The sequence below is a fragment of the Aeromicrobium sp. genome (assembly GCF_050700635.1).
Classification (GTDB): Bacteria; Actinomycetota; Actinomycetes; order Propionibacteriales; family Nocardioidaceae; genus Aeromicrobium.
Genome location: NZ_JBOHDT010000028.1, coordinates 1 through 12,727 on the forward strand (window position 1 = coordinate 1; position 12,727 = coordinate 12,727).

General features: G+C 67.8%; 14 protein-coding genes and 1 pseudogene. 6 read left to right on the top strand and 9 right to left on the bottom strand.

Features of this window, described 5'->3' with window-relative positions; all coding sequences use genetic code 11:
- Together leuD and leuC are read right to left on the bottom strand one after the other, a co-directional pair.
- A partial coding sequence (gene leuD / locus ACRDPN_RS01900; RefSeq protein ID WP_431445635.1) for a 3-isopropylmalate dehydratase small subunit occupies window positions 1-354 on the bottom strand: 354 nt, incomplete at its 3' end.
- Between the two features lies 1 nt (window position 355).
- Entirely contained in the window at window positions 356-1,762 is a 1,407-nt protein-coding gene (leuC, locus tag ACRDPN_RS01905; protein ID WP_431445636.1) for a 3-isopropylmalate dehydratase large subunit, read from the bottom strand.
- 51 nt (window positions 1,763-1,813) lie between these two features.
- On the opposite strand from leuC, the gene ACRDPN_RS01910 reads away from it, so the two are divergent.
- On the top strand, window positions 1,814-2,530 hold the full coding sequence (locus tag ACRDPN_RS01910) for an IclR family transcriptional regulator (RefSeq protein ID WP_431445637.1): 717 nt from the start codon (window positions 1,814-1,816) through the stop codon (window positions 2,528-2,530).
- An 11-nt stretch (window positions 2,531-2,541) separates the two neighbouring features.
- Here ACRDPN_RS01910 and ACRDPN_RS01915 read toward each other — a convergent pair whose 3' ends face one another.
- The 4 genes from ACRDPN_RS01915 to ACRDPN_RS01930 all read right to left on the bottom strand — a co-directional run bounded on the left by ACRDPN_RS01915 (window position 2,542) and on the right by ACRDPN_RS01930 (window position 5,282).
- The gene (locus tag ACRDPN_RS01915) at window positions 2,542-3,003 is read right to left on the bottom strand and encodes a methylated-DNA--[protein]-cysteine S-methyltransferase (RefSeq protein WP_431445638.1); all 462 of its coding nucleotides are present in this window, start codon (window positions 3,001-3,003) and stop codon (window positions 2,542-2,544) included.
- A complete protein-coding gene (locus tag ACRDPN_RS01920) occupies window positions 3,000-4,460 on the bottom strand; it encodes an AlkA N-terminal domain-containing protein (protein ID WP_431445639.1) in 1,461 nt (486 codons plus the stop codon). The genes ACRDPN_RS01915 and ACRDPN_RS01920 overlap by 4 nt, the downstream gene beginning before the upstream one ends.
- A gap of 101 nt (window positions 4,461-4,561) precedes the next feature.
- A complete protein-coding gene (locus tag ACRDPN_RS01925) occupies window positions 4,562-4,957 on the bottom strand; it encodes a DUF1761 domain-containing protein (protein WP_431445640.1) in 396 nt (131 codons plus the stop codon).
- Window positions 4,958-4,973: 16 nt separating this feature from the next.
- The gene (locus ACRDPN_RS01930) at window positions 4,974-5,282 is read right to left on the bottom strand and encodes a hypothetical protein (RefSeq protein ID WP_431445641.1); all 309 of its coding nucleotides are present in this window, start codon (window positions 5,280-5,282) and stop codon (window positions 4,974-4,976) included.
- A gap of 225 nt (window positions 5,283-5,507) precedes the next feature.
- Here ACRDPN_RS01930 and ACRDPN_RS01935 point away from each other — a divergent pair, with 225 nt between their 5' ends.
- Window positions 5,508-6,752 carry an amidohydrolase gene (locus ACRDPN_RS01935; RefSeq protein ID WP_431445642.1) on the top strand — a complete coding sequence of 415 codons (1,245 nt, stop codon included), beginning with the start codon at window positions 5,508-5,510 and terminating at the stop codon, window positions 6,750-6,752.
- On the opposite strand, the gene ACRDPN_RS01940 is transcribed toward ACRDPN_RS01935, so the two are convergent.
- A complete protein-coding gene (locus ACRDPN_RS01940; protein ID WP_431445643.1) occupies window positions 6,703-7,692 on the bottom strand; it encodes an ArsR/SmtB family transcription factor in 990 nt (329 codons plus the stop codon). The genes ACRDPN_RS01935 and ACRDPN_RS01940 overlap by 50 nt on opposite strands.
- Window positions 7,693-7,780: 88 nt before the next feature.
- On the opposite strand from ACRDPN_RS01940, the gene ACRDPN_RS01945 reads away from it, so the two are divergent.
- Together ACRDPN_RS01945 and ACRDPN_RS01950 are read left to right on the top strand one after the other, a co-directional pair.
- Entirely contained in the window at window positions 7,781-8,359 is a 579-nt protein-coding gene (locus ACRDPN_RS01945) for a dihydrofolate reductase family protein (protein ID WP_431445644.1), read from the top strand.
- A complete protein-coding gene (locus ACRDPN_RS01950) occupies window positions 8,356-8,838 on the top strand; it encodes a pyridoxamine 5'-phosphate oxidase family protein (protein WP_431445645.1) in 483 nt (160 codons plus the stop codon). Before ACRDPN_RS01945 ends, ACRDPN_RS01950 begins: the two co-directional genes overlap by 4 nt.
- 31 nt (window positions 8,839-8,869) lie before the next feature.
- Here the strand turns inward: ACRDPN_RS01950 and ACRDPN_RS01955 are convergent, their stop codons facing one another.
- Both ACRDPN_RS01955 and ACRDPN_RS01960 read right to left on the bottom strand, forming a co-directional pair.
- Window positions 8,870-9,517, bottom strand: a complete 648-nt coding sequence (locus tag ACRDPN_RS01955) for a hypothetical protein (protein WP_431445646.1) — start codon at window positions 9,515-9,517, stop codon at window positions 8,870-8,872.
- 2 nt (window positions 9,518-9,519) lie between these two features.
- On the bottom strand, window positions 9,520-10,107 hold the full coding sequence (locus tag ACRDPN_RS01960; RefSeq protein ID WP_431445647.1) for a TetR/AcrR family transcriptional regulator: 588 nt from the start codon (window positions 10,105-10,107) through the stop codon (window positions 9,520-9,522).
- A 96-nt stretch (window positions 10,108-10,203) separates the two neighbouring features.
- Here ACRDPN_RS01960 and ACRDPN_RS01965 point away from each other — a divergent pair, with 96 nt between their 5' ends.
- The gene (locus tag ACRDPN_RS01965) at window positions 10,204-12,042 is read left to right on the top strand and encodes a DJ-1/PfpI family protein (RefSeq protein ID WP_431445648.1); all 1,839 of its coding nucleotides are present in this window, start codon (window positions 10,204-10,206) and stop codon (window positions 12,040-12,042) included.
- A gap of 332 nt (window positions 12,043-12,374) precedes the next feature.
- A pseudogene (locus ACRDPN_RS01970) lies at window positions 12,375-12,605 on the top strand (dihydrofolate reductase family protein); the annotation flags it as partial.
- Window positions 12,606-12,727: the final 122 nt, after the last annotated feature.

Below are 12,727 nucleotides of genomic sequence, written 5' to 3' on the forward strand. Positions count from 1 at the left end.
CTTGTCGTCGACCTCGGCGGCCAGCAGGCCGGACTTGCCGGAGTTGCCGCGGAAGATGTCGCCGAACCGCGGGCTGATGACGACCTTGAAGCCGTAGTTCTGCAGCGCCCACACGGCGTGCTCGCGCGACGAGCCGGTGCCGAAGTCGGGGCCGGCCACGAGCACGGTGGCGTCCTTGTAGGCGTCCTGGTTGAGCACGAACGACGGGTCGTTGCGCCAGGCGGCGAACAGCCCGTCCTCGAAGCCGGTGCGGGTGACCCGCTTGAGGTAGACGGCCGGGATGATCTGGTCGGTGTCGACGTTGCTGCGTCGCAGCGGAACGCCGGAGCCCGTGTGCGAGGTGAACTTCTCCATGTCAGGCTTCCAGCGGCGGTAGATCGTTCGGACCCGCCAGATGTCCGAGCACCCCGCTGGAGACGGCAACCTCCGGCGAGACGAGGTGCGTGCGCCCGCCCTTGCCCTGACGACCCTCGAAGTTGCGGTTCGACGTCGACGCGGCGCGCTCACCCACCATGAGCTGGTCGGGATTCATGCCAAGACACATCGAGCACCCTGCGCCGCGCCACTCGGCGCCGGCCTCCTTGAAGATGACGTCGAGGCCCTCCTCCTCGGCCTGCAGGCGCACGCGCACCGAGCCCGGCACCACGAGGATGCGGGTGTCGGCGGCGACGTGACGTCCCTTGATGAGCGACGCGGCGGTGCGGAGGTCCTCCGTGCGCCCGTTCGTGCAGGAGCCGATGAAGACGGTGTCGACGTCGATCTCGCGCATCGGGGTGCCAGCCGAGAGGCCCATGTACTCCAGCGCGCGCTCGGCGGCGATGCGTTCGTTGGCGTCGTCGAACGACTGCGGGTCGGGAACGGAGCCGGACAGAGGAACGCCTTGGCCGGGGTTGGTGCCCCAAGTGACGAACGGCGCGACCTGCGAGGCGTCGATCGTGACGACCTTGTCGAACTTCGCGTCGTCATCGGTCACCAGGCTCGACCAGTATGCGACCGCCTCGTCCCAGTTCTCGGGCGCGTGCGGTCGGCCCTGGATGTAGTCGAACGTGGTCTGGTCGGGGGCGATGAGACCGGCCTTGGCGCCCCACTCGATCGACATGTTGCAGATCGTCATGCGGGCTTCCATCGACAGCTGGCGGATGGCCTCGCCGCGATACTCCACGATGTAGCCCTGGCCACCGCCGGTCGTCTCCTGTGTGATGAGCGCGAGGATGAGGTCCTTGGCGGTGGACCCCTCGGGCAGCTCGCCGACCACATCGACGGCCATCATCTTTGGCCGGGCCTGCGACAGCGACTGGGTGGCGAGCACGTGCTCGACCTCGCTGGTGCCGATGCCGAACGCGATCGAGCCGAACGCGCCGTGGGTGGACGTGTGCGAGTCGCCGCAGACGATGGTCATGCCCGGCTGGGTGAGGCCGAGCTGTGGGCCGATGATGTGCACGATTCCCTGGTCGAGGTTGCCCATCGGATAGAGGCGAAGATCAAACTCGGCCGCATTCCTGCGAAGTGTTTCAACTTGCTTTCGCGACACCGGGTCGGCGATCGGCTTGTCGAGGTCGGTGGTCGGGATGTTGTGGTCCTCGGTCGCGAGCGTCAGGTCGGGACGTCGCACCGTGCGGCCGGAGAGGCGCAACCCGTCGAACGCCTGCGGGCTGGTGACCTCGTGGATGAGGTGGAGGTCGATGTACAGCAGGTCGGGTTCACCGTCGGCATGGCGGACGACGTGGTCGTCCCAGATCTTCTCGGCAAGGGTCTTTCCCATGGCCACGAGCCTACGCTTGTATCTCAGGATCCGATACGGCAGTATCAAGGTATGGACAAGTCAAGCGGCGTCGGGGTTCTCGACAAAGCCGCGCTGGTGCTTGCCGCACTCGAACCGGGCCCGGCGACGCTGGCCGGACTCGTCGCGAGCACCGGCCTGGCACGTCCGACGGCGCACCGCCTCGCGGTCGCTCTCGAGCACCATCGTCTCGTCGCCCGCGACATGCAGGGACGCTTCACGCTCGGGCCCCGTCTCGGCGAGCTGGCCGCAGCAGCCGGCGAGGACCGTCTGCTCGCCGCCGCCGGTCCCGTGCTCGCGCGGCTGCGCGACATCACCGGCGAGTCCGCCCAGCTCTTCCGGCGCCAGGGCGACTTCCGCATCTGCGTCTCCGCCGCCGACCGTCCCACCGGCCTGCGCGACTCCATCCCGGTCGGCAGCCAGCTGACGATGAGTGCCGGCTCCGCGGCCCAGGTGCTCCTCGCGTGGGAGGACCCGGAGCGGATGAACAAGGGCCTCCTCAAGTCGACGTTCTCCGCCGCCGAGCTGTCCGCCGTGCGCCGCCGCGGCTGGGCCCAGAGCGTTGGCGAACGCGAGACGGGCGTCGGCTCGGTGTCCGCTCCGGTGCGCTCCCCCTCCGGCAAGGTCGTCGCCGCGGTGTCCGTGTCCGGCCCCCTCGAGCGCCTCACCCGCCAGCCGGGACGCATGCACGCCCCGGCCGTCGCCGCCGCGGCCGAACGACTCAGCCAGACCCTCCGCCGCGCATCCTGACTTCTGACGCATCAGAACAGACCGGGCTGCTCCAGGGCGAGTAGCACCTTCTTGCGCTCTATCCCGCCGGCATATCCGGTGAGAGTCCCGTCGGCGCCGATGACGCGGTGGCAGGGCACGACGATCGGGATCGGGTTGGCCCCGTTGGCAGCTCCGACCGCCCGCGATATGACCGGCTCATAGCCGAGGCGACGGGCGACGTCGCCGTAGCTGGCGGTCTCGCCGAACGGGATGCGCTGCAGCTCCGCCCAGACCTTCTTCTGGAACTCCGAGCCCTCGCTGGCCAGCGGGAGGTCGAAGTCGGTGCGGTCGCCGGCGAAGTACTCCGTGAGCTGACGCTCGGCCTCGTCGAGCAGCGGGTCCGCCGCCTTTTCGCGCCTCGGTCGGGCGTCGAAGTCGATGGCCGTCAGCAGTCCGGCGTGGGCATGCAGCCGGAGTCCGCCGATCGGCGAGTCCATCCATCGTGTGGTCATGAGGGGATCCTTTCGGGCTGTGCAGATTCGTTCTGGGCGGCGAGCCGCCACAGGTGGAGAGCGGCATAGGAGCGCCACGGTTGCCAGGTGGTGGTGCGGGCGGCGTCGACACCGTGCCGGTCGAGCATCCGCCGGATGTAGAGGTCGGTCTCGATCATGACGTCGGGGTGGCCGAACGCCCGCATGACGATGTAGTCGGCCGTCCACGGTCCGATGCCGCGGTGCGCGAGCAGCTGCTTGTGGGTGTCCTCGCGGTCGGCCCCGGGACCCAGGTCGAGCTCTCCGGCAGCCACCGAGTGCGCGATGCCGATCAATGCCTGCGCCCGGGAGCGAGGCATGCTCAGGGCGGCGTCGTCGGCGTCAACCATCGACTCCGCGGTGGCGAAGGCGTGCGTGAGGCCGTGCTCGGCTGCGAGGTCGAAGGAGACCGGGGTTCCGTACGTGCTCGCGAACCGGCCGAGGATGGTGCGTGCCCCCGCGACCGAGACCTGCTGACCCACGATCGCTCGAACGGCGACCTCGAACCCGTCGACCTGGCCGGGAAGCCGCTGCCCCGGCACTTCTTGCACGAGCGGGCCGAGCAGTGGGTCGTGGCCGAGCACCTCGCCGATCGCGATCGGGTCGGCGTCGAGGTCGAGAAGACGTCGGCAACGCTCGACCGCCACGGCGGCGTCGCGCAGGTCGTCGAGCTCGAGCTCGGCGTCCACGCGATCGTCGTGCGGCGTGAGTCGGACGACGCCGAGGCCGTGTGGCAGCCGCAGCACCCGCGCATAGAACTCGCCTGTGACGTGCTCGACGCCGGCGATCGCCCTGTCACCGAGAAAGGCGAGCAGACCGGACCAGGCGAACGGTTGCCGAACCGCCAGGCGGACGGTGAGCCGGCCGGACGGCTTGGCCCTCCTGCGACCTCTCATCTCCGTGGGCGACATCGCATAGACGAGCCGGATCGAGTCGTTGAACTGGCGGATGGACGCGAACCCCGCGGCGAATGCGATGTCGGCCATCTGCATGTCCGTGGTCTCGATGAGAACCCGGGCCGACTGCGATCGACGGCTGCGGGCCAGCGCGAGCGGCCCGGCCCCGAGCTCGTCGGTGACCATCCGGTTGACGTGCCGGGTGCTGAACCCGAGCCGTGACGCGAGTCCGTCGACGCCCTCGCGCTCCACGACGCCGTCACCGATGAGGAGCATCGCGCGGGCGACGGCGTCGGCGCGCACGTTCCACTCCGGCGAACCGGGGGTCGTGTCGGGTCGGCAGCGGCGGCAGGCTCGGAAGCCGGCGTCCTGTGCGGCGGCGGCGCTCGCGAAGAACTGCACGTTGCGCTGCTGCGGCGTGATGGCCGGACAGGATGGACGACAGTAGATGCCGGTGGTGCGGACGCCGGTGTAGAAGACGCCGTCGAAGCGCGGGTCGCGCGACTTCACCGCCCGGTAGCACCGTTCGTGGTCTTCGATCATGTCCCCATCATGACGGCCGCGGGAGACACTTTCTAGCGGAAATCGGACATGCACGCCTGGGTTGAGTGGCCCGCGAGGAACGAGCGGGTTGTATCGAAACCTCAGGGCGCCTGGAGCGCTCCCAGGATGACGCCCATGATGGCGAGCCCGACCACGACGTAGCCGGCGTTGATCGCCCAGAAGCGGACCGAGCGCGACTCGTAGATCGCATTCTGCGCCATGATCGCCGCCCCGATGCCGAAGCCCGTTCCCGCGCCGACCTTGAGTCCGCAGTCGGCGCCGCGGTCGCCGATCAGCAGGCCGAGGGTGACGGCGATGACGATCCCGCAGAGGATGGAACCAACGAACATGAGGGGTTGCGGTGAACCCACCTCGTCGTCACCGATACCCATGTCGGCACGCCACAGCTTGCCGAACAGGATCGTGTACCAGAGGGCGCCGAGGAAGAAGAAGGCCAGCGCGGCCAGAATGACACCGAGGATCGAGAGATCGTTCATGCGCAGACAGTAGCGCCTACTTCGTTTCGCGATCTCCTTCGATGACGACGAGCTCGTAGTTCTCGTCGAGCCTCACGTCGACGGTCTTGCCGTCCGTCTTGGTGATCTCGACCTCCCAGGTCGCACCGTTCTCGGAGTCACGCTCGACGGCGTTCGCGGTACCGCCCTTGGTCAGCTCCAGGGCAGCAGCAGAGGCCTTGTCTGCCTGCGACCCGGTCACGGTCCCCTCGCCGTCGTCGTCGGACGACGCGTACGCGATACCGGCTGCCGACACGACGAGCACTGCAGTCGCACCGAAGCCGGCGATGATCATTCGTTTCTTCATGTCGGCCACGCTACGTCGGCACTCCTGTAGCCACCCTGAATCGTCAGGGGTACGGCAAATCCCTGTAGCCCCGACGGGCAGCTTAGAGTCGGATTGGCCTTGCCAGAGGTGTCCGATACCCGAGAGATTCCACATGACCTTCCCTGGACTGCACGCTTCGCCGCGGAGCCGGCGGAACTCTCGGATGGGCAACCGGCCAGACCTGCCGCCGTGGGATGTGCGGTCGTGACGGGCTTGCTGGTTCGCGGCGGGTTGTTGTTGGGTACGTCCGAACCCGTCGACGTGGCCATCGACTCCGGCGGGCGCATCGCTGCCGTGACGCCGCACGAACCCGGAGCGGTCGACGCGGTAGAAGTCGTCGACGCCAGAGAATGTCTGGTGTTGCCCGGTCTAGTCGAGGCGCATTGTCACCTGGACAAGACGCTGTTCGGACGGGAGTGGGTGCCGCACTCGGCCGGGGATGCGCTCTCGGACCGGATCGCGAACGACCGGCTCCGTCGCACTGAGCTGGGAATTCCTGACTACGCGTCCATGGAGTCACTGGTGACCGCGATGTCTGGCTTCGGGACGACCACGATTCGCACGCACACCGACGTCGACCCGGACGTGGGCCTCGACGGCGTGATCGCAGTCCAGCAACTCTCGGACGACATGTCCGGCCGAGTGACCATCCAGCAGGTCGCATTTCCGCAGCACGGTCTGCTGTCGATGCCGGGAACCGCCGAGTTGCTCGCGGAGGCGGTACAGAGCGGAGCATCGGTCGTCGGCGGTCTCGACCCTGCTGCGGAGGGCGACCCAGTGCGATACCTCGACACCATCTTCGGGATCGCGGACCGACACGGCGCGATGGTCGACCTGCACCTGCACGGTCACGGGTCGACTGGTAGGCGGGAGCTGGATCTGGTCATTGAGAGGACCGCGGCGCTGGGTCTGCCCGGTCGGGTCGTCGTCAGCCACGTATATGCCTTCGGCGACCTCGACGATCACGACGCACGTGACCTCGCCGACCAGCTGGCCGGAGCCGGGATAGGCGTGATCACTGCTGCACCGTACAACTTTCCGGTGCCCCCGCTACGGCTCCTGCACGAGGCCGGCGTTGTCGTCGGCTGTGGACACGACGGCATCCGGGATCTGTGGGGGCCGTATGGCACTGGCGACATGCTCGACCGCGCCAGACACATCGCCTACCGGAGCATGTTCCGCCGTGACGAGGACATCGAGCTGGTGCTCGTCGCAGCCACCACGGGAGGTGGTCGCCTTCTCGGCGGCGAGGCGTCCGGAATCGTCCCCGGCGCAATCGGCGACCTCGTTGTCGTACCCGCGGCATCGGGTGCCGAAGCGGTCGTCGTAGCCCCTCACGACCGAACCGTCGTGAAGGCCGGCAGCGTCGTCGCGAGCGGGACGAGTGATTCGGTCGGCGTCAGTTCCTGGCCACCAGTGCGTCGCCGGTCGCCGTCCGGGAGTAGTTGACCTCGCGACCGTCCCTGCGCCGGGCGACGAGGCCGGCCCGCAGCAGAACCCCGAGGTGCGTGCTCACTCCGCCCGGGCTCCAGCCGGTGCGGTCGGCGAGTGCCCTGGTCGACGCGGGGCGATCCAGGGTCCTCAGGAGGCTGGCGCGTCGTCGGCCGAGGAGGTCGGCGAGCGCCACTCCGGCGTCCACGTGCTGCAGCCAGACATCCCCGATCCCGGGGGGCTGGTAGGTCAGCGCAGGGTCCCACGGGGCCTCCACCCGTGGCCATGCGCCGAAGGCGAGCACTGACGGCAGTAGCAGCAGGCCGCGCCCGCCAAGGTGCACGGTCCGGGGCTCCATCCGGACGGCGGCCACGGAGAGAGTCCGGCCGTCCCAGCTGGCGGTGGGGTCGAGGTCGGCGAATGCCGCGACGCCGCCGGTGGTGACGAGCCGACGGGCTCGGGCGGCGATCTCGCTCTCGAGGAAGGCCGACATCCGGTCCCACCAGGGTTTCAGCGTCGCCGCCCAGAAGGCGCTCATCTGGGCGACGAGCTCGGACACGGCCGGCTCGGTGTCGTCGAGGAAAGGTCTGGCCTCGGGTGGGATCCCCTCGGGGTAGGCCCTGTGGAGGTCGGCATGGACGATTTCGGGGTCGGTCGATGCCACCCGGGCCAGCTCGTCCTCGATTCGCGGGTGCGGGTTGAGCGGGGGTGGAGCGTTGAAGTTGGGCCACCTCGTGCGCCCCAGAGGATTGACCGCGAACAGCAGGCCAAGGCGAAGGCCGGCGACGCGAGGTGCGGCCGACTCGACCCACCTGCGGTGCGGGGGAAAGCGCCGCGGCTGGCGGAGCACGTACGTCGCGGCAACGAGCTCGGTCAACGGTGAGACCGCGAAACGCGTGCGCAGCAGGTCGTCCTCGCCGAACACGAAGTCGATCGATCGCTCTGGCAGGTCCGACATGGATTCAGGATAGTCAGAATCTTTCGGACTTCGGCTGGCGGCGGCGGTAGACCTGTACCACCCATCACCTCACCTTCAGGAGCACAGCATGAGCAGCGTCGTGATGCACAACGTCGTCTCGGTGGACGGGTTCATCGCCGATGACCACGACGACATCGGACCCCTCTTCGACTGGTACTACAACGGAGACACGTCCTTGACGGACCAGGGCGCGTTCCGGGTGTCCCGCAAATCGGCCGCCTACGTGGGCCCGGCATGGGCAGGGATTGGCAGCATGGTCATCGGCCGGCACCTCTTCGACATGATGAACGGGTGGGAGGGCAAACCGGCCGCCGGCGACCATGTGGTGGTGGTCTCGCACCGCCCGAAACCCGAAGGCTGGCACCCCGAGGCGTCCTTCCATTTCGTCGACGATGTCGCGACCGCCGTGGCGAAGGCGAAGGAACTGGCCGGTGACAGAACAGTCTCGGTGGCCGCCGGTGACGTCGGCGGCCAGGCCCTCGCCCTCGGGCTCGTGGACGAGGTCGCCATGGACGTCGTCCCGGTCGTGTTCGGCTCGGGGAAACGCTACTTCGGGTCGGTCGAGGGCCTTCGCCACCTCGAGGACGCCAACGTGGTGATTCAGGGCGACCGCGTCCTGCACCTGCGCTACCGGGTCGCCCGGTGACCGCGGACACCGCAAGCGATCTCGTCGCCGCGGCGATGCGAGTCCTCGGAGGCACGCGTTACGGCGTGCTCGCCACCGCGAGTGCCGACGGAACCCCGTGGGCCTCACCGGTCTACCTCGCGCACGGGGACTGGTCCGACCGGCCCCCGGATCTGTGGTGGGTCTCCTCGCCGGATTCGCGGCACTCGCGGCTGATCGCCGACAACCCCGCCGTCGCCGTCACGGTCTTCGACTCCTCCGTCGCGATCGGCAACGCGACAGCGGTGTACGCAGAGGCGCTCGCACAGGAGTGCGACCGGAACCTCGCGGCCGGAAACATCGGCCTCTTCTCCGAATGCTGCGTGCGAGACGGGGGTGGGAAGTGGAACCTGTCGCAAGTCACCGACGGGGCTCGCCACAGGCTCTACCGAGCCAGCATCACCACCCTCTACGTCCTCGCCCTCGAGGGCCCCGACCGCACGATCCAGGTGTGGCCATGAGGTGTTCCGTTTCCCGCTTTGCAGCGCCGAGCTAGGCATCGTCCGGAGACGGGAAGATCACCTCGGTGCTGCCGGCACGCTTCTGCAGCAGACGACTGGCGTGGCGGAGCAGCAGGATCAATGAGAGCAGTCCCAGCGCTCCGCCTGCGCCGGAAGCAACACCGAGGGACGCATCCAGGACCACGCTGAGGGCAACGGCACACGTGCTTCCGCCAATCACGCTGTTGATCAAGGCGACGACGCTGGCGAAGGAGAAGTACTGCCTCCGACCTTCAGACGGAACCGCGGCATTGCCGAATACTCCGCGACCGTCGTCGTGGCCGGAGAGCAGAAACAGTCTCGCCTCGTCGCCGGCGATCCGCTTGTAGTAGTTGCGGATGCGGTTGATCGCAACGCCGTACCGGTAGTCCTCCGCGCCGCACTCGACCACTCTGATGAAGGTGAGGACGCCCAGCAGGTACAGGGTGGGCAGCACGATGAGTGTGAACACCTCGAAGGTCTGGCCGGACTGCGACCCCTGCCCGAGAAAGCCCAACGCGATCAAGGTGCTCGAGACGGAGAAGATGTACAACGAGGCTCGAGAGGCGCTCTCACTCGCCGTCTGCGCCCTCGCTCCTTGGAGGGTGAAATGCTCCGTGGTGAGAGCGGTGAGGAGTTCCTGACGATCCGGCTCTCCCATGGCTACACGCTGCCGAGTCGTCGCTCGACGACATCCAGAAGTCGATCGACGAGTCTCGTGGTCTCCACCTTCGACAGCGGCTCGGTGAAGAGGGCGTAGAAGTACAGCGGTGCGACCAGCAGCTCCAGAAGTTCCTGGAGGGTCGGCGTGGGTTCACCGCGCCCCTCTGACCGGTCGAGCATGGTTTGCAGCTGCCTCTCACGCTCGATGAACGCTGCCGAGGCTGCTCGCCGTTGGCCCGGGTGAATGTCCATGACGACGGCGCGAAGGATGAGTGGAACGTTTCCCTTCTGCAACGACGTCGCGACGGCAGCGGCGTAGATCTCGAGGTCTTCGCGCAGTGACCCGGTGTCCGGTAGCGAAGCGGTCGTCGCCGACCACTCGGTGACGACGTCGTTCAGCAGGGCCGACATCGTTCCCCAGCGCCGGTAGATGGTGGCTTGGTGGACTCCGGACACCTCCGCGACCAGCGGCACGCTGATCTCCTCCCACGGGTGCGTTTCCAGCAGCTCGAGGGCAGCAGCGTGGACGGCGGTGCGTACGCGAGCGGAGCGGCCTCCGGGCCGTTGCATCGTGCGTCCGTTGTCCATGCTGGAAACTATAACGCGAATTCTCTTGCATTAGCGAACAGGCCGACATAGTGTTCCTGATGCGAGGATTCTCGCGTTTACAATTGGGAGAAGGACATGAAGCACTTGTTGTTCAGGATCGTCGCTGGATTGGTCGTTGTGGTCGCGGCTTTGGCGGCGATGGTCGGCGCTGGTCTGGGGGCGGCCAAAGATGCGGCCGGCTCCACCTATCCGGACCCGATGGCGATGAACGACGCCGTTCGGGGCATCGTCGATGACGCGCCGCGCACGAGGCACGACCGGTCGCTGCCGACCGCTGTGGTGCTGCTCGGGAGCGACGGGGCGAACGTCGCCGACACCCTTGCTCCGTTCGAGGTCCTCGCGACGTCGAAGCGGTTCAACGTCTACACGGCAGCGCCCGAGCGCCGACCCGTGCCGCTCACCGGCGGCCTGGACCTCGTGCCGGACTTCAGCTTCGCCGAGCTGGACAGGCGTTTTCCTTCCGGTGTCGACGTCGTCATCGCGCCACAGATCCCGGGCGGTTCCGCCACGGCGGCGCCGGTGCGAGACCTGCTGGAACGGCAGGCTGCCAGCGATGCCACCGTCGTCGGCATTTGTGTCGGCGTTGAGATGCTCGCCGATGCCGGCCTGTTGGACGGGCGGCCAGCGACGTCGAACTGGCTCAAGCTCTACGGGCTGACGCGCGACCACCCGGACGTGGCGTGGGAGCGAGATGTTCGCTACGTAGACGACGGGAATGTCGTCACCACCGCCGGAGTGCTCTCCGGGATCGATGGCGCCCTTCGCATCGTGGAACGCTTTGCCGGCGAGTCGGTCGCGCGTCGGGTCGCGACGGCCGTGAGTTGGACGACCTACCAGCCGGGCGGTGCAGCGACCCTTCCGGGTTCTCGGATCAGACCAGCTGACTCGGTGGCACTGCTCAACGTCGGCTACCGGAACCCGACCGATGTCGGCGTCCTGCTGACCGAGGGCGTCGGGGAGATCGAGCTCGCCTCGACGTTCCGCCCCTACACCGAGCTTGCCTACGTGGCGCGGACGCATGCCCTCACGATGGACGGCACGCCGATTCGGTCACAGCACGGGCTGACGTTCGTGCCCCGCTCCACGCTCGGCTCCACCGCCGACGAGCTGGACCGTCTCCTCGTGCCAGGCGGCGCGGCAGCAGAGGCATCCAATCCGGCCATCGTTCGCGCCGCTGCTACGGCTGGACTACAGCCTGAGTACCTGCACCGCAACGACGAGTTCGCGTTCGAGCCGGTGCTGCGCGACATCGCCGAAACCACCGACGTCGCCACCGCCACCTGGGTGGCGAAGAGCCTGGAATACCAGGTGCAGTCCCAGCTGACCGGTACCGCATGGCCCTGGTCGCTGACCACCAAGGTCGTCCTCGCCGGCCTCGTCGGCGCCGCCCTGGCGACCGCCGCCACCGTCGCGATGACGCGATTCCTGCGGTCACGAGCGGGCCTTCGCCGCTTCGTCGGCCACTACCTCGAGATGGTGCTGGCCATGTTCGCCGGAATGGGGCTACTCATGCTTCCGTGGATGGTGATCTGGCCGGGCGTCGGCAACCACGAGGTGCTCGGCACGCTGGTGATGGGCGTCAACATGACGATCGGCATGGCGACGTGGATGGCGATCCGTGGCCACGACCGACGGATGATCGTCGAGATGTCCGCTGCCATGGTCGCCCCGTTCGTCCTGCTCCTGCTGCCACTCGCCGCGGGCGTCATCTCGGACGGAACCCTGATGATGGCCGGGCACATCGTGATGTTCCTGACGATGCTCGCCGCAATGCTGCTCCGCCGCCACGACTACACCCACCATCAGGCCACATGGCCGTGGCATGTCCGACGACGTACGCCGAGCCAGTCACCCGACATCCGAAAGGCGCAAAGGTCCCCATCTGCCGGGCTTTCCCGGATGAACCAACCCTGAAGGAGTAACCATGAGCAAAGTCATCATTCACAATTCGGTCACCGTCAACGGCGCTTTCGAGGCGCCCTCACATGAGGAGTGGCTGGAGCTCGACGCCGACAGCGCCGACGGTAGCCTCCAGCAGCTGGTCCTGGCCGATGCGCTGCTCCTCGGTCGCAAGACGTACAGGGGCTGGCGGCCGTCTGGCCGCATCTCGGTGAGGATCCGTCGATGGGCCACATGGCGGAGCGGGTCAACGGCATGCCGAAGTACGTCGCCTCGCGGACCCTCACCGGGCCGCTGGAATGGAACGCCACCCTCATTGAGGGTGAGGTCTCTACGCCGTCCCCGCGCTCAAGGACAAGCACGCGGGCAACCTGATCGTCTCCGGATGCGGGGAGCTGGCGCACACCCTCGCCCAGCAGGGTCTGGTCGACGAGTTCTGGTTCTGGGTGAGTCCGCACCTCTGGCCGGCCGGGCCGCGGATCGTCGACGGAGTCGGCCCGATCCGCCTGCAGCTGGTCGCGGCCACGCCCTATCGATCCGGAGTCGTCTGGCTGCGCTACCGGCCTGCCGCGGCCTGAGGGAAAGGATCACGGGCAGCGATCACGTACGCCGTCGTATCGGCCGACCGCCTGTTGCCCGAGTGTTGCCAAGGACCAAATCGGGCTGAAAGAACAAGTGCCCCTGACCAGTGTTTCCGCTG

What these genes read in the sequence shown, in the direction of transcription:
- leuC (WP_431445636.1), bottom strand. Translation starts at nt 1,762, where the DNA reads ATGGGAAAGACCCTTGCCGAGAAGATCTGGGACGACCACGTCGTCCGC.
- ACRDPN_RS01910 (WP_431445637.1), top strand. Translation starts at nt 1,814, where the DNA reads ATGGACAAGTCAAGCGGCGTCGGGGTTCTCGACAAAGCCGCGCTGGTG.
- ACRDPN_RS01915 (WP_431445638.1), bottom strand. Translation starts at nt 3,003, where the DNA reads ATGACCACACGATGGATGGACTCGCCGATCGGCGGACTCCGGCTGCAT.
- ACRDPN_RS01920 (WP_431445639.1), bottom strand. Translation starts at nt 4,460, where the DNA reads ATGATCGAAGACCACGAACGGTGCTACCGGGCGGTGAAGTCGCGCGAC.
- ACRDPN_RS01925 (WP_431445640.1), bottom strand. Translation starts at nt 4,957, where the DNA reads ATGAACGATCTCTCGATCCTCGGTGTCATTCTGGCCGCGCTGGCCTTC.
- ACRDPN_RS01930 (WP_431445641.1), bottom strand. Translation starts at nt 5,282, where the DNA reads ATGAAGAAACGAATGATCATCGCCGGCTTCGGTGCGACTGCAGTGCTC.
- ACRDPN_RS01940 (WP_431445643.1), bottom strand. Translation starts at nt 7,692, where the DNA reads ATGTCGGACCTGCCAGAGCGATCGATCGACTTCGTGTTCGGCGAGGAC.
- ACRDPN_RS01945 (WP_431445644.1), top strand. Translation starts at nt 7,781, where the DNA reads ATGAGCAGCGTCGTGATGCACAACGTCGTCTCGGTGGACGGGTTCATC.
- ACRDPN_RS01955 (WP_431445646.1), bottom strand. Translation starts at nt 9,517, where the DNA reads ATGGGAGAGCCGGATCGTCAGGAACTCCTCACCGCTCTCACCACGGAG.
- ACRDPN_RS01960 (WP_431445647.1), bottom strand. Translation starts at nt 10,107, where the DNA reads ATGGACAACGGACGCACGATGCAACGGCCCGGAGGCCGCTCCGCTCGC.
- ACRDPN_RS01965 (WP_431445648.1), top strand. Translation starts at nt 10,204, where the DNA reads ATGAAGCACTTGTTGTTCAGGATCGTCGCTGGATTGGTCGTTGTGGTC.